The following is an 18,424-nucleotide window of genomic DNA, read 5'->3' on the forward strand; positions in this document are numbered from 1 at the left end:
ACAGTTTACTTCGCGATCTGTGCCAGGTTGTCTTTGTCAACCGGCACGTAGGCAACGCGTACTACTTTGGCTTCCAGTTTGTAGCTGGTGCCCTCGGTGGCCGATTTGCCTGCGGCGAGGTTTTTCGCCATATCAAAGGTGGCTTTCGCCTGGTTTTGCGCGTCGTTCAGCACAGTACCGGCCATCGCCCCTGATTTCACCAACGCCAGCGCTTCCGGCAACGCATCTACGCCAAATACCGGCACGGAAGTTTTGTTATGAGCTTTCAGCGCTTCTACGGCCCCCATTGCCATCGCATCGTTGTTGGCGATAACCACTTCAATTTTGTTGCCGTTTGGACCAGACAGCCACGCATCCATTTTGTCTTTCGCCTGTGCGGTATCCCACATGGCGGTATCCAGGTGCAGCTGCTGGGTCTTCAGGCCGTCTTTATTCAGCGTATCAATCACGTATTTGGTACGGGCTTCCGCATCCGGGTGGCCCGGTTCACCTTTCAGCAGCACATACTGAATCACGCCATCTTTGTTCAGATCCCAGTTCGGGTTTGCTTTCCAGTGTTTCTCAATAAGCTCACCCTGCTTGACACCGGATTCTTTTGAGTCGGTGCCAACATAGTAGGCCTTGTCATAGCTGGCCAGTGCTTTAGCCGTTGGTTCTTTATTGAAGAAAACCACCGGAATATCATTTGCTTTGGCTTTGCTGATAACCACTGCCGCCGCCGCCGGGTCCACCAGGTTGATAGCCAGCGCCTTCACGCCCTTGGCCACCATGACATCTACCTGGTCGTTCTGGGTGGACTGGCTGTTCTGCGAGTCATTCATCAACAGCTTAACGTCAGGGCTGTTCCGGGCTTCTTTTTCAATGTCTTTGCGTACGACGGACATAAAGTTGTCATCGTATTTATAGATGGTCACGCCGATACGGGTATCCGCTGCATGGGCGTCAGTAGCACACATCATGCTGGCGGCCAGGACAGTAAGCGCGAAAGCCTTCTTATTCATGGTATCTCCGGTTTTTTGTAGGGTCGTACTCTGCGTCTCACATTGCCAGTAAGGCGCTGAAATCCGGCAAGGCGTTCAACTCTACGCAAAGCCGATTATTTGTAAAACAAAACCCGACGTCCCTGTACCTTACCGCTGTCCAGAATGCTGTGTGATAAATCATTTTACTGCAGCTTGCCCTGCCGTTATTGCAGATTCAGCCGGTGTTACATGATGTTTCAATTTTTCTAACTGATTGCCATCATAAGGAAGGTAATGTTAATTAACTGTGAATTTACTCACAAATTGAAAACGGTTACATCGCACAATTGTTCATCTTAGTGATCGGCACCACATTTTATCCTGAAGAGACTGAATGGCGGCGGACCAGTGTCGGCATAAAGCAGTGTTCTGCACTGTTATCAAGGCGCCCTTCCGCCCCCTTTAACGCCAGTTCTGTGGCCAGTTTAGCCATTGAAATAATGGGATAACGCACTGTGCTCAGTTGCGGATCGGTGTAACGTGAAACAGGAATGTCATCAAACCCGACCACGGAAAGATGCTGCGGCACGGCAATGCCGTTATCTTTCAGCGCGGCCAGCGCACCTGCCGCCATGCTGTCGTTATAGGCAAACACCGCGCTCAGATGTAAATTTCGGCCAAGCAGCTCCACCATCGCTGCTTCGCCGCCCTGTAGATCAGGCTCGGCGCTGGCCATCCAGCTGTCAGGCGGCGTGATATGTTGCTCTTTCAGCGCCTGCAACCAGCCAGTGCGACGCTGTTCCACATCCTCGATCAGGTGGCTGGAAGCAAGATAGCCGATACGCTGGTGCCCCTGTTGCTGCAGCATGCGGATAGCCATCACTGCGCCACTGACATTGTCCAGACACACGCAGCGATGGGCGTAGTCCGGCAGCAGGCGGTTAATCAGCACCATCCCCGGCACCTGATCCATTAATTCGGCCAGTTCCGCATCGCCAAGAGCTTTGGCGTGAACCACCAGCGCGTTACAGCGCTGACGAATCAGCACTTCAATGGCATGTCGCTCTTTATCGGCCTGATGGTAGGAGTTATTAATCAGCACGTGTTTTTGCATGCGCTGGGCGACGGTATCGACTGATTTTACCAGCGCACCAAAAAAAGGATCCGAGACGTCCATCACCACCACACCGATAGTGTCGCTGACCTGTGAGGCCAGAGCCTGAGCATTAGCGTTAGGCCGATAGCCCAGTGAATCGACAACGTTCAGCACCCTGTTGCGGGTTTCTGCGGTGACCGCGTTGCTGTGGTTTAATACGCGCGAAACCGTTGCCACCGACACATCAGCCGCACGGGCCACATCACGGATGGTGATCATGCTTGTTGAACCAATAAGAAGATTTGCATAGCCGTTCCTGACCCGACGTTTCAGGCAGCCATTCTGACAGGAAGCGGGGGAATACTACGTGAATTGCGTCACAACGATGAAAGCGGTTACATACAATTCCGCAACAATTGTGATCTATCTCTCTTTCAGGCGCGTTTGTGCAAGGGCTTGCCACCTGCTAACCGCGTTAGTTTACGCCAGAGCCATTCCATCGGCCCCTGCCGGAAATAACGTAGCCAGTAAACGGAGAACAGTATATTGCACAGCCACACCAGCGGCACCAGCATCAGCAGGTGAACGCGGTCCAGCTGATTAAACCATCCCAGTCGATTAAACAGCGTGGTACAGATCAGCGTTTGTAGCAGATAGTTACTTAGCGCCATCCGGCCCACACAGGTAACGGCAGTGGTGATTTTCAGCTGGCAGAGCGTTGGCCACCAGCCGAAACAGAGCGCGGCATAGCCCAGCGCCTGAAGCGGCGCGGCCAGCTCACTCGGAAGCTGAAGCAAAAAGCCGGACCAGCGGAAGTCCCAGCCGCTGTGCCATTGCAGGTAAATCGCCGGGATCTGGATAAGCCACGCCGTGCCAATAAGCATCAATGCGCAACGACGATAATGGGCCTGGCTTCGTTCACCATTCAGCCAGCCGCTGCGCATCAGCGCCGCGCCAATCAGCATCAGACCGGCAAGCTGCCAGCCATATTGCGCCGCCAGCGACAGCAGCCCGGACATAAGCATATCCAGGCGGTTACGAACGGCTTCCCAGCCGCCGTGGACTTTCCAGAAAGTTTCGTACTGCACTTCAGCAAAACCGGGGAGCCATGAATCATTCACCTGCTCCCCCGACGCCATGCTCATCGCCAACAGCGCACCACAGCCCACGAGATACAGCAGCACCCCCGTATTGAGCAACCGCCGGCTGGAGCCAGCATCGCGGATCATCCGCCATGCCAGCAGGCCGATCAGGCCATAATCCAGCAGAATATCGCCATCCCAGAGAAACACGCCGTGCATAAAACCAAGCAGCACCAGCCAGCTCAGACGTGCCTGAAGCCAGCGCTTTCCGGCGGGGAGCAACATCTGTATGCCTGCGCCAAACAGCAGCGCAAAAAGTGAGAGAAATTTGAGCAGGGCAAAAAAGTCCATGACCGCCCAGCTTAAGGCATCAGCCCAGGCAGGCTGACCGTGCCAGGCGGGGTTCAGATAGGCCGCGCGCGGCTGCCCAAAGGCAACGATATTAAGCAGCAGTATCCCAAGGATGGAAACGCCCCGGATAAGATCCAGGGCCTGAATACGTGGCATCAGGGCAATCAGCCGTGGCGGACGGCACGCAGGAACTCCTGCCGGGTGTTCTGGCTGGACTTAAACAGGCCGCCCAGTGAGGTAGTGGTGGTGGCGCTGGTGGCATCACGAATGCCGCGTGATTTCACGCAGTAGTGTACTGCATCAATGGACACCGCAACGTTATTGGTGCCCAGCAGCGTCTGGAGCGCTACCAGCACCTGCTGGGTCAGGCGCTCCTGCACCTGCGGGCGTGACGAGAAAAACTGCACGATGCGATTTATTTTCGACAGACCAATCACTTTATCCTTCGGGATGTAGGCCACGGTAGCTTTACCGTCGATCATCACAAAATGATGTTCACAGGTACTGGTCAGGGTGATATCACGCACCGTTACCATCTCATCCACCTTCATTTTGTTTTCAATCATGGTGATTTTAGGGAAGTTAGCGTAATTCAGCCCGGAGAAGATCTCATTAACGTACATTTTAGCAACACGGTGTGGCGTTTCCGCGAGGCTGTCGTCGTCCAGATCGAGATTGAGCAGCTGCATAATCTCGTTCATATGACCGGCAATGAGATTTTTTCGGCTTTCGTCATCCATCTCACGCGAGGGCGAGCGCAGCGGGGTTTCCAGCCCACGGGCAAGCAGCGCGTTGTGAACAAGTTTGGCTTCCTGACTTAACGTAGCCATGGCGGTCTTTTCTCCGGCAGGGATTACTGCGGCCCACCAGCGGACCGCGCTTCATTTCAAGGCGGATATTTTGGTACACAATGCGGCGTTAATCCAGTGAATCAGTACAACCTGCGTAAAAGGCGGTGTTTAGCGCACACGAGGGTGGCGAAGAACGGCATACGGGGCGAGGGCAATGGCTGAATGCAGCGATATCATTTTCACTGACCTGGCACGATGCTTCGGGACATAACGATGATTAAATTTTATTCGTGGTTTCAACCAGCCAGCGCGCAAGCACCGCATCATCGTTAATATCAGCGTTCTCGATACGTATCAGGGTAATTCCCGTGTTCGTTAACGCAGAGCCTGTACATAGATTTGTGTAATTGTCTGATTTTGATATGTTCAATCCAGCATCAAAAGCAGGTTAATTTATGGACGAAAAACAGTCGCAGGCCCTGGCTAACGAACTGGCCAAAAATCTCAAAACCCCTGACGATCTCAGTCAGTTTGAGCGCCTGCTGAAAAAAATCAGTGTCGGGGCGGCGCTCAACGCCGAAATGACCCGTCACCCCGGCGACGATAAAAATCAGCCCAGACCGGCGACCAACGCCCGCAACGGCCACACCCAAAAGACGGTTATCACCGGCGATGGCCGCCGGAGCTGCGTACTCCGCGCGATCATGATGGCTCTTTCGAACCGCAACGGGTGAAGAAAAACCAGACCCGGAGCACCGGGGTGGATAACCCGATCTTATCGTTGTACGCCAAAGGGATGACTGCCCGCGAGATAGCGACCGCATTCAAAGAGCTGTATGACGCCGATGTCTCGCCAGCGCGGGTCTCAAAGGTAGCTGATGCCGTCATGGAGCAGATCACCGGATGGCAAAACCGGCCACTGGATGCCGTTTGTCCCATCGTTTATCCTGACTGTATCGTCCTGAAGGTCCGGCAGGACAGTCGCGTCATCAATAAATCCGTGTTCCTTACCCCGGGTATCAACATCGAAGGCCAGAAAGAACTGCAGGGTATGTGTGTAACGGACGGTTTTCTCCGGCCATCGCACCGAGAAAACAACCGAATGCGTTGTCTGCACTGTTTAATACTCCTGTGACATTTTCCCAGACGATGACTGATTCTTTCTCCCCTGCTCTTTTTCTTGCTGAATCCAGTGCATCGGCTATGCATACAAAAGACAGAGTAAGCTGTCCGCGCGGATCGGCTAATCCCTTTCGTTTGCCGGACAGGCTAAAAGCCTGGCAGGGCGTACCGCCGATGAGAATATCAGGTGTCTGAATCTCTTCATTATTCAGTCTGGCTGCCAGTGTGTTCATGTCGCCATAATTGGGTGTTAAAGGCCAGTGCGTGGCCAGGACGCGGCATGGGAACGGCTCAATTTCACTGAACCATGCCCCTTTGAAGCCCAGGGGAGTCCAGGCGACACTTGCCGCTTCAATACCGGAACATACAGAGCCGAAGGTAATATTCTTGCTGGTCACTTCCACAGTAATCCTCTCAGTTATTCGCGCCAGATGACGGAATGGGCCTGGGTTTACTTCATGACCTCATACATGGGATGAATGGCTGCTGGCAGTGTGCAAACTATCAGCAGTCGCCCATTTTCAGAAGTGCAGAAACTAAAAAGCCACCTCAAACCGGGTGGCTGTTTTTTGTCCCTGAAAAGCAAAAAACCCCGTCAGAGACGAGGTTTCGATGTTAAGCGGTGTGTCGTAGTAACCACTCTTAACAGTGTTACAACACTTTTTGCGTAACGCACCAGAATTATTTATATTTATCGCAGTTTTTATTAAACCTGTGGTACTACACCCCATTGCAATCATCACTTAACTATAAATAATACCGGACGGAGAAAGGACTCATGGCACGTAATATTGCCCCCGGATACTGTATCGTTGAAAGACAGGGGTCGCTGGATACTCAGGCGCGGGAACTGTTCAGGGATGTTCGTTCCCCAGCTGCCAACCTGTTTATGAAACTCAATTCGGATACGCCTTACGTGAAGCCGGGACAGATTCTGATTGTTGCCGCCCCGATACCCCCGCATCACTTACCGCACACATGCTTACCACGCTGCGACAGGCCAAAAATGCCACCAGTGCGGCCCTTATCGGAGTGGATGCCGACGCCGCCTGGTTTATGCAAAGACATTACGGAACCATTGCCGCGCTGACCGGTATCGGGGATAAAGTCTTCAGCACCGCCGGGGATGCCGGTGAAAAATACTTCAACAGCATTGAGCAGACGCTTAAAAAAATTGAGGCAAGCTATCAGAACCAGTTCCGCACGCAGGGTACGCTTATCAGCAAGCAGTTTTTTGTTGAGCGCAGTAAGCTGCTGAATCAGCTGAAGGAGCTGGTTAACAAACCGCTGTTAAAATCGCCGACTCGCCATGCGGTTAAGTTCCGCCAGTATGAAAGCATGAAGCGGGCGTTAAACCTCTCCAGCAAATCTATTGTGCATGAATGGTCAACGGCCGGGATGAGCGGTATTCCGGGGTATTCATATTATGTCGGTAATGCGGCAAGAGCGGCGCGTTTCCTTAAGGCCGGGGGATATATTGGTATTGGATTTGGTTTAGCTGGAACGACTAATGATGTGGTTGAAGCTTGTACCAAAGGCCGTGAAGGTGAATGCACTAAAACAGCATTTCAGCAATACGCAAGGTTTGTAGCCGGAACAGGCGGAGGTATGCTGGGCGGGGCGTATGGGAGCTCTGCGATCATCGGTGCTTGTGCTGCTATAGGGATTGCTTCGGTTGGTATTGGAGGTGTCGCTTGTGCAGCCGTTGGCTCTTTAGCCGGGGGCTATGTGGGGAGCACTGGTTTAGAGTCATTAGTCAACACAGTAATAGAATATTATGATAAGTAATAAATCAATAGCCACCACGGCATTGTTTTTTCTAATGTTGGGCAGCAGCATGTTAATAATATCTCTGATAATTTATGTGTATTAGTCGCGACTTGATCTGACACTGGACCTTGAAAGGTTGAGAGTTACCGGTTTTGATATGGGTGTCTAATCCTTAAACAAAACGCGAGGTAACTCTCATGATTCATACTAACAATCCCATCATCAAACACAAAGCCGGCCTGCTCAATCTCGCCGAAGAACTCGGTAACGTATCAAAAGCCTGCAAGATCATGGGCGTGTCACGCGACACGTTTTACCGTTATCAGGAACTGGCTGCTGAAGGCGGCATCGATGCGCTGATTAACCAGAACCGCCGCGTCCCCAACCTGAAGAACCGCGCCGACGAAGCCACTGAACGCGCTGTTGTTGAATATGCCGTTGAGTTCCCGGCCCACGGGCAACACCGGACCAGTAATGAGCTGCGTAAAAAAGGCGTGTTTATCTCCGGTAGCGGCGTGCGCTCCATCTGGCAACGGCACGACCTGGAGAACTTCCGTAAACGCCTGAAGGCACTTGAGGAAAAGGTCGCCAGAGAAGGCATCGTGCTTACCGACGCTCAAATCGCAGCGCTGGAGAAGAAGGCCCACGATGACGAGGCCAGCGGAGAAATCGAAACTGCTCACCCGGGTTATCTCGGGTCGCAGGACACCTTCTACGTGGGCAATCTGAAAGGTGTGGGTCGTATCTACCAGCAGACGTTCGTGGATACGTACTCGAAAGTGGCACACTGCAAGCTGTATACGAGTAAAACGCCGATCACCGCCGCAGACCTGCTCAATGATCGCGTACTGCCGTTCTACGAGGCTCAGGGACTGCCGATGCTGAGGATCCTGACCGACAGGGGAACGGAGTACTGTGGTAAGGTGGAGCAGCATGATTACCAGCTGTATCTGGCCATCAACGATATCGACCATACAAAAACGAAGGCGATGTCTCCGCAGACGAACGGCATCTGCGAGCGCTTCCATAAAACTATTTTGCAGGATTTTTATCAGGTTACGTTCCGTAAGAAGTTATACGAAGACCTGGAGAGCCTGCAAACGGATCTGGACAACGGGTTGTGGCATTACAATAATGAGCGAACTCATCAGGGAAAAATGTGCTGCGGGCGTACGCCAATGGCCACGTTACTTGATGGTAAACGAGTCTGGGCAGAAAAAAATCTGAACCAGATGTAATCTGACAGACACCTGTATAAATAACCGGTAACTGTCAGATCAGGTCTGAGCTAGTACAATTTATGCATTCAAAAGACAGGATTATCAAGAATTAGTTTCCTCTTACAGAGAAAAATACAGCTTTCTAGGGCCCTGCGTCTTCTTTTACATGACTGGATTCTTTGGGGTGTTTTCGGTTCTACGGTTCTTCATAAAATTGAGCCATGGAAAAAAAATAAACTTCATGCACCGCCATGATCCCGGGTATGCTTTCTTTGATAATAAAAACATCAGAATACATAACTGGATGAAGGTTTATTCTTTCCTGTGGTTCACTGCTACAGCATGTTACGTCTTATTTGCTGTTTTTGGCCTACTTTTACCGTGAAAAAATGGCCCATGCAGGGCCATTTTAAAAAATTTATTCCATCTCCATCTCCATCTCCATCTCCATCTCCATCTCCATCTCCATCTCCATCTCCATCTCCATCTCCAGCTCCAGCTCCAGCTCCAGCTCAACATCAAGCATCGACAGACACTCCTCTACAAAACCTTCCGCCATCTGAAACTTTATGCGGATCATGCCCTCTGACAGCTTCAACTTTCTGCCTATAGCCCGCTTTGAAATATCCCGGATGTAGTGGTCCACCAGCAGCGCGTACTCATCAGGGTGCTTTTGTTTCAGTCTGCCCACGCAGGTATCAATAATCATCGCGTCATTGTCTGTGCAACTTACACCACTGGCATTTTCAGGCAACAGACCTTTGGTCGTGACGCAGACTTGCTGATCACGTATGCTTTGCGATTTGGATGTAACATATGGCTAAAGTTGATGTCGTCTGCCCTCAGTGCAATGAAACTCATGCTGTACGATGTAACGGACATTCAGCATCCGGTGCCCAACGTTACATCTGCAAGCATTGTTCAAAGACCTTTCTGCTCAACTTTAGCTACTCCGGTGCCAAACCAGACACACACCAGACCATTGTTAATATGGCCATGAATGGTTACGGATGTCGCGATACCGCACGGGTTCTCGGTATCAGCCTCAATACGGTTCTGCGGCACGTAAAAAAATTTCGCCAAAGCAGGTAGCTGAGAATATCGACCCCGAAACGGAGGTTGTTATCTGCTGTGAAGCCGGTGAACAATGGCCTTACGTGCGGTGTAAAAGCAATCCCCGGTGGTTGTTCTATGCTTATGACCGTATCCGCAAACGTGCTCTGGCCCACGTCTTCGGCCCGAGAAATGCCCCGACCCTGCGACGATTGCTGGCCCTGTTAAGCAAATTTAACATTGCCTTTTATATGACAGATGCCTGGCCGGTTTATAAAGTTCTGTTAAGTGCAACAGGCCACGTGGTGAGCAAGAAATATACCCAACGGACAGAACGACATAATCTTAATCTTCGTACACATATCAAACGACTGACCCGCAGAACAATTTGCTTTTCGAAGTCAGAGGAAATGCACGATAAGATCATCGGTTGGTATCTTACTCTTCATCATTATCAATAAATCTGCGTCACGACCAAATAGTCTACGATATTTATTTCCAAGCTACCTCCCTTAGATTGTTTAAATCTAATTTTATCGGTAATTACAGAAATGATTCGCTCAAAAGATATCTTTAAGTTCACGAACACATTCAAATCATTTTCCCCTCCATGTTTGTAATGAAATGTAATTTCACAAAAAAATAAACTTAATTCATTGATACATAAAGATAAAAATTATTGCTTTTCGTATTTACAATTTTAGCAGTATCAAGGCATTATAAAAAATTATATGTTTTTATATGGAATCAGTTCCATTTATAACCCCTTTTCTGGTGCCTGTCGCCAACACTCTCAAAGGGAGATAATGATTAAGGCATCCTAAAAACTGTTTTTATTCCGTTTTCAAATAATTTTCTGACAAAAAATTCGACCAATGCCACTCAAGCATCACCTTTACATGTCATCTTCAGTACAGAGATTTACCGCAGTTATTTTTTATAAACAATGCAACACTACTGTCCTTGTAACTTATTCTGTTCAAGGAAATATATTGTTTATGCTTTGAAAATCAGACTTCATTAAATTTTTATTTTTTTGAGATAATGCGAGGTAAAATGTTTTTATGGAGGGATGGGAATTATATAAAATGCAGAACCAGATATATTTTCAGCATTCAGGCAATGCTGACCAGCTTGTTCACCTGTTGCTATAGTGATGAATTAGTTCAGAATAAAAAGCGATGCAGATGGACATAGTCATTTTAATAATGCTCCAATTTATTTAATTCACTGCGTCAGGTAAGACTGTCCGGGGAAAAGTTAAATGTCCGGCTCGGGTAGTCTGTTCGCCTCTCTTATTTATTGATGGAAATTTTCCACAGTACATGCCGTTTATGCTTACAGTCTGCTTAATTCCATAATCAATCCTGTCTTCATTTAGCTAATCAGGCATGGGAAGCATAAAGCCACAATCTGCTTAGAAGTGGCTCAGGCCCCGCCCGGGCTTCATCGCTGCCTGTCGCCATACGAGTCCACCGCTCAAGTATGGTTTAAGACGCTATTGAAGAAATTTACCGCTGAATTCCGGACGTCGGGCACCACGGACAAATAAAGATAATGTCTGTTCAGGCAGTTATTCAAAATGAAGTTCCGGCGAAATGCTGGTTGCCGCCTGTTTGCACAGCAACCATACTGACCTGCTTAGTTTAAGTCTTCACCGTTTGAGGCAATAACCTGTTTGTACCAGTTGAATGATTTCTTTTTGTAGCGATTGCCCGTACCCGAAAGTGTGTCATCAAGGTCTACGTAAATGAAACCGTAGCGTTTGCTCATCTCCCCGGTAGACATGCTAACCAGATCGATACAGCCCCACGGCGTGTAGCCCATCAGTTCCACGCCATCGTCGACAGCATCGGCCATCGCAAGGATATGCTCGCGCAGGTAGTTAATGCGGTAATCATCATTGATAGTAAAGTTGTCGTCTGGCTTGTCGACAGCACCCAGACCATTTTCCACAATAAATAAAGGCTTCTGATAGCGGTCATATAGCTGGTTAAGTGCGATACGCAACCCAACCGGGTCGATTTCCCAGCCCCAGTCACTGGCCTGCAGGAACGGATTCCGCGCTCCTCCCAATAAATTGCCTTGTGCTGCTGCTGACCCATTATCGGTTTTATTAACGGTGGTGGACATGTAATAGCTAAAGCCAATGTAATCCACAGGGTGCGCCGCGATCAGCGCCAAATCCCCTGGCTGAATATCCAGCTTTACCCCCAGAGATTGCCACAGCTTCTGCGCGTACCACGGGTACTTGCCCCCTGCCTGAACGTCTGTACAGTAATAGTTAAAGGCCTGATTATCCCTCAGCGCCGCCAGTTGATTGACCGGATTGCAGTCAAAAGCGTAGGTTGTCGCGTAGAGGATCATACAGCCCATTCGGATGTCCGGGCTGATCTCGTGGGCGGCCTTTACTGCCAGGCTGCTCGCAACAAATTGATTATGCCACGCCTGGTATTTCGCCTGAGGGTCCAGCGCGCCGGTTTTCACCGTCAGACTCTGACTCATCATGGGGAAATGTGCGGCGCTGTTAATCTCGTTGAAGGTCATCCAGTATTTTACTTTTTGTCCATAACGATGCAGTACCATACTGGCAAACCGTATAAAGTGATCGATCGCCTCACGATTCTTCCATCCGCCAAGGGATTTCGCCAGGTGGAGTGGCATTTCATAATGGGAAAGCGTGATGACCGGTTCAATGCCGTGGGAGAGGCAGGTTTCAATCACCCTGTCGTAATGCAGCAGGCCTGCTTCGTTAGGTTGCAGCTCAACCCCGTTGGGATAAATGCGCGTCCAGGCGACAGAAAAACGGTAGCATTTAAAGCCCATCTCCGCGAACAACGCAATATCTTCGCGATAGCGATGATAGTGATCGATGCCTTTATGGTTGGGATAGGTGTAGCGTTCAGGATCCAGTGAGAAGTCAAAGTTAGGGGAAGAAACAATACTCAGGCGAGCTTTTCCACCGGGAATGGTGTCAACAATCGACAATCCTTTGCCCTCCTCATCATAGGCCCCTTCTACCTGATTCGCTGCAGTGGCACCGCCCCATAAAAAACCCTCGGGAAAGCGTTTTTTCATCGTCATGGCGGACTAATCTCCTTTTAAATAGATGCATTGAAATGCCAAGCCAAACTAGAGGAAGATATACAGAGTGCGTTCAACTTTCATAAGTAAGCTCACATGACAGAACAGGATCGCTTTGGTTGTGGCCCTCTGCAATTGTTCAAGTCCGGTTCTGCTAGCTTCGTACAGGGCAAAGAACCATTTTCTATTGCAGACCAAAGACTTTCAGCATGGTACTGAATTTCACCTCGGTTTCGTTCCATTCCGCTTGTGGTGATGAAGCAGAAACAATACCGGCTCCGGCAAAAAGACGGATACGCTGACCTGCCAGGGTCGCACATCGAATACACACCGCCCATTCACCATTTCCCTCTTCATCGCACCAGCCCACCAGCCCGCCAAAAAGCTGGCGATCAAACGGCTCAAGCTGCGCAATCAGTCGGCGGGCAGCCACCTGCGGATGACCACTGAGCGCAGGTGTTGGGTGCAACAGACAGGCCAGTGAAAGCGAGTTTTCCTGTTCAGAAGCCACTTCGCCTTCAATTTTCGTCGCCAGGTGCCACAGCTGGGCCGTCGTCACGGGTACTGGCTGCGAGGGCAGATGGATCGTGATGCTACGCGGTTGGAGACGCTGCCACATTGCCTGGATGACCAACTGATGTTCATGGCGATCTTTTGGTGACTGCATCAGCTTCTGACCGATTTCCACATCCCGCTGTGGGCTGTTCAGGTTACGTCGTGCCGAACCCGCCAGCGGCTGTGATGCAAAATGGCGGCCGGACTTACGCAGTAACAGCTCCGGGCTGGCACCTATCAGGGTCGTGCCGTCTGATAATGGCAGATAAAAATGGTGGCACCCGGGATTAAGGGCAATCAGGCGGTTAACCAGCGCTGCGGGCTGGAGTGTCCGTGCGGTAGTGATATCTATTAGCCGGGACAACACCACTTTATTCAGGCTGCCAGTCTCAATAGCTTTCAGCGCATTAACCACCATTGAGGTAAAAATCGCTTTTTCCGGGACAGCCTTTTGCCCCGTCGTTTCCAGGGTTAGATGCCCACTGGCTGTCACTAATAGACGCCGCTCAAGAAAGTGGGTGTGGCGCGGAATAAACAGTGCCGAAGGCTGCGTGGTATCAAAGGGTATCGCTCCCACCAGCAGCGGATGCGTGATACCCGACGCCCTTGCGGTAGCAAACGCTTCGCGGGCCGCCTGTTGAAACGCACCGTCAAACCACTCACCGTCACGGGCGGGCGTCGTCACGGAAAGAAAGCGCCCTTCGGCGACCAGACTTTTCCAGCATGAGGTGAACAAGAAGCTCTCCGCGCCGGAAGGTATCGTTGAAAACATCGCACACTCCTTGTCGCCTGTTGCCATGATGGCCCACGCATTATGGCTACCTTTCTTAGCCAGTGAAGCAGGGCTGCCCCTAATCGGTGGTTGACGATGCCACTTTGGTATATTTCCATAGCCAGCGTCCACTGGTCATCCGGCGGTAAAAGAAGATGGCGCGTACGATCCAGTCAAGCACCATCCCCAGCCAGACGCCCACCACACCAAAGCCCAGCATCACACCAAGTGTATATCCGGCTATGATACGACATCCCCACATGCCCAACATTGATACCCACATGGTAAAACACGCATCGCGTGCGCCTTTTAGTCCGGCAGGCAGCACCCAGGATGCGGCCCAGATCGGCATAAACGCAGCGTTAAGCCAGATCAATATTTTCACCACGTGAATAACATCGTCTTCCTGAGTGTAAAAAGAGGCCAGCACACCAGCCAGGGGGGCTGATAGCGCCGCCAGAAAGCACAAGCAGAGGTTGGATAACCAGAAAATCGTCTTCAGCTGCCGTTCCGGCTGCCCAAGCTGACCTTTCCCCAGGCGCGTGCCGACAATAATGGTTGCCGTGGAACCCAACGCATTTCCCGGCAGGTTTATCATGGACGCAATGGAAAAAGCGATGAAATTACCTGCAATCACATCGGTGCCCATTCCGGCAACAAATACCTGAGTGAGTAATTTTCCACCATTAAACAAGACAGATTCGATGCTGGCAGGTACGCCAATACCTAAAACTTCCTTGAGAATGCCGGTATCCAGTCGGGAGAAATAACTACGCAAGGTGATTTTCAACTGCGGATTAAAACCGATCACCAACACATAAATAACCGCCACCGCGCCAACATAACGGGAAAGCGTCAGTCCTAGTCCTGCCCCGGCAAAGCCCATTCCTTTCCAGCCGAAGCAACCATAGATCAGCACGGTGCTGAACACGATATTGAGAATATTCATGCCGCCGTTAATCAGCATGGGAATTTTGGTATTGCCCGCGCCGCGCAGTGCACCACAGCCTATCAGCGCAATGGCTGCTGCCGGATAGCTCCAGGCGGTAATACCAAGGTAAACCAGCGCCAGCTCTTTGACTTGCGGCTCTGCATTTTCCGCAATCAGATCGATAATCTGCTCGCCAAAAAACTCAATGCCCGTCGCCAGCAAAATGGCAAACACCGTCATCAACACCAGAGACTGTCTGGTTGCCGCTTCCGCACGTTCACGGTTGAGCTTGCCAAGGCTGAAAGCCACCACCACGGTGGTACCCAAATCAATCGCAGCAAAGAAGGAGATCACCACCATATTGAAGCTGTCTGCCAGCCCTACGCCCGCCATTGCCTCTTTGCCCAGCCAGCTAACCAGAAAGGTACTCAGCACCCCCATGAGCAGCACGCAGAGGTTTTCGAAAAAAATGGGCACCGCCAGGGGAGTAATTTCACGCCAGAACAACACCCGCGATGAGCGTCGTTTTTGATACCAGGATGAAAACCTGATGGTCTGAAGCAGAATCGCGCTGAAGTTTTGCAAGATAATTCCTGCCAGAAAAGAGGAAGCGTTAAGAAGGCTCTGGCAAATGATGGTTAAAGACCGTGGAATATGCAAAACCTTTTTCGTGATTTTCCTGCCGCACCGCACCGTTTAATAATGAATAAGCACAAATCATTACACGAGAAGGTCGCCCGCGGAAAGGATCCCCCCTGCCGTTAAGAACAGGCTGTTAGTGGAAATAATTCGTCCGATCAGACAGAGCCAAAAAGGATTGTGGGCTACGGCAGGTGTCGCGTACGGCGTAAAACACCCAAAAAAACGGCGCCAATTGCATCTTTTCGACAATAAATACCTTGACAGAAAACCGCCTCTGCCAGCCGGTAATTTGACATGCGTCCACGACGAGGTGAAGTGACAAACAGGCTGATAATCCTGTCAGCAAACAGTGATTTTTAACTGTCCATAAAAAAGGGCGATCGACGATCGCCCCGCTCTTCTTTACGCCAGATATTAATGCGCTTTTGGCTCGCCTATCGCTTTCAGTTTTTTCGACAGGTCACGGCGTTCTTTTGAAAGATCAGCGTTTTTGATGATGTAATCATCAACGCGGTCTTCATAGTCGCTACGCATGCTGGCGATAATTTCCTGGATGGCCTCAACACTCATGCCTGGCTTGATGTATTCACTCAGGTTATCCAGCAACAGAACACGTTTCTGGTTATCACGAATTTTCTTTTCATTGTCGTGGATCTCGCGTTGCAACTTGTTCTTACGGCGAAACATGCGGACGAACTCCAGTACGTCCTGAAATGATTGCTTTGCATTTTCCATGGAAACACCTTTCATTCAGGCCTGTTAAAACAGGCGTTGTTATCATCGCGATCGGCACAGCGGTTAACCGCAGCCGATGCAATATTGAAGCGGACTGTTGCTATCTTACCCCGACGCGACAGGGTGTGCAGTAAGTTATGCAAATCATTTGTTTACGTAGTGCCAACCGAATTAAATCGGACAACCTTTCCAGCTGCCCGGCCATTATCCAGATTCAGCCAGACGTAGCCGAGAATGGGCGTTTCTATCAGCCCGTCATATCTTAATTCGCCGATCAGCGTGCGAAGCCCCTGACTGATACATGCCGCTAACTATTAATCCGGTGCCAAACAGCAGGCTGCAAAGCAGCGCGATCAGGACGTTCATACCAACTTCTGCCTACTGTATAACACCGGTTAACCCGACTATCAGCATCGCTGTGCCGATAAAGATTGGTTACGATCTTACAGATTATACCTGGCACCTGGTGAAAGAATTAAAACAGGGTAATGTGCTTTTTTGTCAGCCTGCCATGCCGATAAAATGTGCGGGCGCACCGCAAAAAGCGTTGTATCTTTCCTGCGATCGCTGGCAACGTCATGGCGGGTGATGCGTTTGCTGTCAATGGCGCGGTCCACAATATACCCCGTCATCAGTTTGGTGAGGCTGGCCGGATTACGCCGCTCGTCAGCGTTGCCCTGAATCAAAACCTGCCCGGTGGTCGCGCCCATTAACACCCAGGAAGCGGCATCCACAGCGGGCGGCGTGACAGGAAAAGTTAACGGGTTCAGGTCCACTCTGCCCCACTGATAACGACCATAACTACAGTCACCATGAAAAACTGACGCTTCTTCAACGGGAAACCCTCAATAATCTACTGTAATAAAAAGGGGCTTCCCTTGTTGTTGGCGGCTGGCTGACTGCATGATAACAGTAGGTTTTATCGTCAGAGGTTACCGCCATGGACGAGAAATCCCTCTCCTTAACCTGACCGCTCCATGGCAGGTTCAATCCCTTTCTCTTGATAAGAATGCAGGCTCCGTAACCGTTACTGTTGGGATTGCTGAAAATTCTCAATTAGCCTGTCCGGCAGGCGGTAAATTTTGCACTGTCCACGGCCATCGACACCGTAAATGGCGACACCTTGATACCTGCCAGTTTACGACACTGGTTGAAGCCAGTGCTCCCAGCATTATGTGTCCGGAGCATGGCTGTCAAACCCTGCCAGTCCGGTGAGCAGGCCCCGGTAGCCGATATACGCTGCTGTTCGAATCGTTCGTCATCTCATGGTTGAAGCTCAGTAGATGCGGTCAGGAAACAGCTGAAGCTGGGCTGGAACGCCGTCGATAACATTATGCAACAGGCGGTTAAGCGTGGACTGGGCCGCCGAAAAACACCGCAATCAGCCCGCCATCTCTGTGTTGACGAGGTCGCCTTCAAAAAGGGGCATCAGTACGTCACCGTTATCTCTGATACACAGGGGCAGTCTCTGGCGCTCAGGGATGACCGGGGTGTTGAAAGCCTTGCAGGCTATCTCCGGAGCCCGGGCGACCGTCAGGTCGAATCCGTTGATGGACATGAATCCGGCCTGTATCAGCGCGGCGCGGATCCAGCTGCTCAATACGGTGGAGAAAATCACGTTCGATCACTTCCATGTAGCGAAAATGCTTTGTGCCGTCGTTGATAAGACACGACAGTCAGGGATGAAAATCATCCCGTTACAGGCGCGAAAAAGTGCGCATCGCTCGCGCTACCTGTGGCTGTATGGTCGCCATAAGCGGCATGGAAGTATCGCGGAAAGGCTGGAATCGGCGCAGACGTTACTGCCTGATACCAGCCATTGCTGGGCAATGAAGGAACTGGCCCGGGAACTCTGGAACCGCAGATACGACGAACGTAGCAGAAGCGGATGGCGCTGGCAAAAGATGTTGGCATACCGCTGCTGACCAGCGCCGCCCGGACGTTACGTAAACAGCTTTATGGGATCCTGAACGCCATGAAACATCGGGTATCAAACGGCAGCGCAGAATCACTGAACGGTAAAATAAGGCTGCTGAGGATCAAGTCGGGAGGATACCGCAACAAAGAGCGCTTCAAAATAGCGGTAATGTTCCATTACGACAGATTAAACATGGGGTTATGAGTCTACCACCTTTACGGAGATTGAAGTGATGCGTGCGCTACGGAAAGGTCAGGCCGGGTCATTTTATTGTGGGCATCTCCCGGGCGAGATGCGTCTGGTAAACAGAGTATTTGGAAATTAAGACCTTTCAGTAATA

The 18,424-nt window shown here is 50.7% G+C and carries 12 protein-coding genes and 5 pseudogenes; 6 read left to right on the forward strand and 11 right to left on the reverse strand.

Annotated elements, in window-relative coordinates; all coding sequences use genetic code 11:
* Nucleotides 1-5: 5 nt before the first annotated feature.
* The 4 genes from mglB to folE form a co-directional block, all read right to left on the reverse strand.
* Nucleotides 6-1,001 carry a galactose/glucose ABC transporter substrate-binding protein MglB gene (mglB, locus tag LU633_RS16845; protein ID WP_016189899.1) on the reverse strand — a complete coding sequence of 332 codons (996 nt, stop codon included), beginning with the start codon at nucleotides 999-1,001 and terminating at the stop codon, nucleotides 6-8.
* Between the two features lie 337 nt (nucleotides 1,002-1,338).
* On the reverse strand, nucleotides 1,339-2,337 hold the full coding sequence (gene galS / locus LU633_RS16850; protein WP_016189900.1) for an HTH-type transcriptional regulator GalS: 999 nt from the start codon (nucleotides 2,335-2,337) through the stop codon (nucleotides 1,339-1,341).
* 155 nt (nucleotides 2,338-2,492) lie between these two features.
* Nucleotides 2,493-3,647, reverse strand: coding sequence for a DUF418 domain-containing protein YeiB (yeiB, locus tag LU633_RS16855; protein WP_016189901.1), 1,155 nt, complete (start codon nucleotides 3,645-3,647; stop codon nucleotides 2,493-2,495).
* Between the two features lie 8 nt (nucleotides 3,648-3,655).
* Entirely contained in the window at nucleotides 3,656-4,321 is a 666-nt protein-coding gene (folE, locus tag LU633_RS16860) for a GTP cyclohydrolase I FolE (protein WP_016189902.1), read from the reverse strand.
* 416 nt (nucleotides 4,322-4,737) lie between these two features.
* On the opposite strand from folE, the pseudogene LU633_RS16865 reads away from it, so the two are divergent.
* Nucleotides 4,738-5,348 (forward strand): annotated as a pseudogene (locus tag LU633_RS16865) (transposase); the annotation flags it as partial.
* Here the strand turns inward: LU633_RS16865 and LU633_RS16870 are convergent.
* On the reverse strand, nucleotides 5,302-5,808 hold the full coding sequence (locus LU633_RS16870) for a DNA cytosine methyltransferase (protein ID WP_016189905.1): 507 nt from the start codon (nucleotides 5,806-5,808) through the stop codon (nucleotides 5,302-5,304). The pseudogene LU633_RS16865 and the gene LU633_RS16870 sit on opposite strands and share 47 nt — an antisense overlap.
* A gap of 374 nt (nucleotides 5,809-6,182) precedes the next feature.
* Between LU633_RS16870 and LU633_RS16875 the strand changes: the two are divergent.
* Together LU633_RS16875 and LU633_RS16880 are read left to right on the forward strand one after the other, a co-directional pair.
* Nucleotides 6,183-7,192, forward strand: a pseudogene (locus LU633_RS16875) (hypothetical protein).
* A 179-nt stretch (nucleotides 7,193-7,371) separates the two neighbouring features.
* Nucleotides 7,372-8,412: an IS481 family transposase gene (locus LU633_RS16880; protein ID WP_046371791.1), complete on the forward strand. Its 1,041-nt coding sequence runs from the start codon at nucleotides 7,372-7,374 to the stop codon at nucleotides 8,410-8,412.
* 400 nt (nucleotides 8,413-8,812) lie between these two features.
* On the opposite strand, the gene LU633_RS16885 is transcribed toward LU633_RS16880, so the two are convergent.
* Nucleotides 8,813-9,148: an antiterminator Q family protein gene (locus LU633_RS16885; RefSeq protein ID WP_233485068.1), complete on the reverse strand. Its 336-nt coding sequence runs from the start codon at nucleotides 9,146-9,148 to the stop codon at nucleotides 8,813-8,815.
* 62 nt (nucleotides 9,149-9,210) lie between these two features.
* On the opposite strand from LU633_RS16885, the gene LU633_RS16890 reads away from it, so the two are divergent.
* Nucleotides 9,211-9,908 (forward strand): IS1 family transposase gene (locus LU633_RS16890; RefSeq protein WP_233481931.1). Its coding sequence is split into 2 segments (ribosomal slippage): nucleotides 9,211-9,460 and nucleotides 9,460-9,908, totalling 699 coding nucleotides; the frame shifts between segments, so codons are not numbered across the junction.
* Nucleotides 9,909-11,088: 1,180 nt separating this feature from the next.
* Here LU633_RS16890 and LU633_RS16895 read toward each other — a convergent pair.
* The 5 genes and pseudogenes from LU633_RS16895 to LU633_RS16915 form a co-directional block, all read right to left on the reverse strand.
* Entirely contained in the window at nucleotides 11,089-12,525 is a 1,437-nt protein-coding gene (locus LU633_RS16895) for a glycoside hydrolase family 1 protein (RefSeq protein ID WP_082103834.1), read from the reverse strand.
* 190 nt (nucleotides 12,526-12,715) lie between these two features.
* Nucleotides 12,716-13,858 carry an isochorismate synthase gene (locus LU633_RS16900; protein ID WP_016189909.1) on the reverse strand — a complete coding sequence of 381 codons (1,143 nt, stop codon included), beginning with the start codon at nucleotides 13,856-13,858 and terminating at the stop codon, nucleotides 12,716-12,718.
* Between the two features lie 79 nt (nucleotides 13,859-13,937).
* Nucleotides 13,938-15,374: an EmmdR/YeeO family multidrug/toxin efflux MATE transporter gene (locus LU633_RS16905; RefSeq protein ID WP_016189910.1), complete on the reverse strand. Its 1,437-nt coding sequence runs from the start codon at nucleotides 15,372-15,374 to the stop codon at nucleotides 13,938-13,940.
* 471 nt (nucleotides 15,375-15,845) lie between these two features.
* On the reverse strand, nucleotides 15,846-16,166 hold the full coding sequence (locus LU633_RS16910; protein WP_016189911.1) for a DUF496 family protein: 321 nt from the start codon (nucleotides 16,164-16,166) through the stop codon (nucleotides 15,846-15,848).
* A gap of 566 nt (nucleotides 16,167-16,732) precedes the next feature.
* Nucleotides 16,733-16,965: pseudogene (locus LU633_RS16915) on the reverse strand (serine-type D-Ala-D-Ala carboxypeptidase); the annotation flags it as partial.
* Between the two features lie 104 nt (nucleotides 16,966-17,069).
* Between LU633_RS16915 and LU633_RS16920 the strand changes: the two are divergent.
* Together LU633_RS16920 and LU633_RS16925 are read left to right on the forward strand one after the other, a co-directional pair.
* A pseudogene (locus LU633_RS16920) lies at nucleotides 17,070-18,288 on the forward strand (ISL3 family transposase).
* Nucleotides 18,275-18,409: pseudogene (locus tag LU633_RS16925) on the forward strand (IS6 family transposase); the annotation flags it as partial. The pseudogenes LU633_RS16920 and LU633_RS16925, both read left to right, overlap by 14 nt.
* Between the last annotated feature and the right edge of the window lie 15 nt (nucleotides 18,410-18,424).

Origin of the sequence: Erwinia tracheiphila (assembly GCF_021365465.1) — a bacterium.
GTDB classification, from domain to species: Bacteria; Pseudomonadota; Gammaproteobacteria; order Enterobacterales; family Enterobacteriaceae; genus Erwinia; species Erwinia tracheiphila.

Coding starts and splice junctions, on each gene's coding strand:
- mglB (WP_016189899.1), bottom strand. CDS start 1,001: ATGAATAAGAAGGCTTTCGCGCTTACTGTCCTGGCCGCCAGCATGATG.
- galS (WP_016189900.1), bottom strand. CDS start 2,337: ATGATCACCATCCGTGATGTGGCCCGTGCGGCTGATGTGTCGGTGGCA.
- yeiB (WP_016189901.1), bottom strand. CDS start 3,647: ATGCCACGTATTCAGGCCCTGGATCTTATCCGGGGCGTTTCCATCCTT.
- folE (WP_016189902.1), bottom strand. CDS start 4,321: ATGGCTACGTTAAGTCAGGAAGCCAAACTTGTTCACAACGCGCTGCTT.
- LU633_RS16880 (WP_046371791.1), top strand. CDS start 7,372: ATGATTCATACTAACAATCCCATCATCAAACACAAAGCCGGCCTGCTC.
- LU633_RS16895 (WP_082103834.1), bottom strand. CDS start 12,525: ATGAAAAAACGCTTTCCCGAGGGTTTTTTATGGGGCGGTGCCACTGCA.
- LU633_RS16900 (WP_016189909.1), bottom strand. CDS start 13,858: ATGTTTTCAACGATACCTTCCGGCGCGGAGAGCTTCTTGTTCACCTCA.
- LU633_RS16910 (WP_016189911.1), bottom strand. CDS start 16,166: ATGGAAAATGCAAAGCAATCATTTCAGGACGTACTGGAGTTCGTCCGC.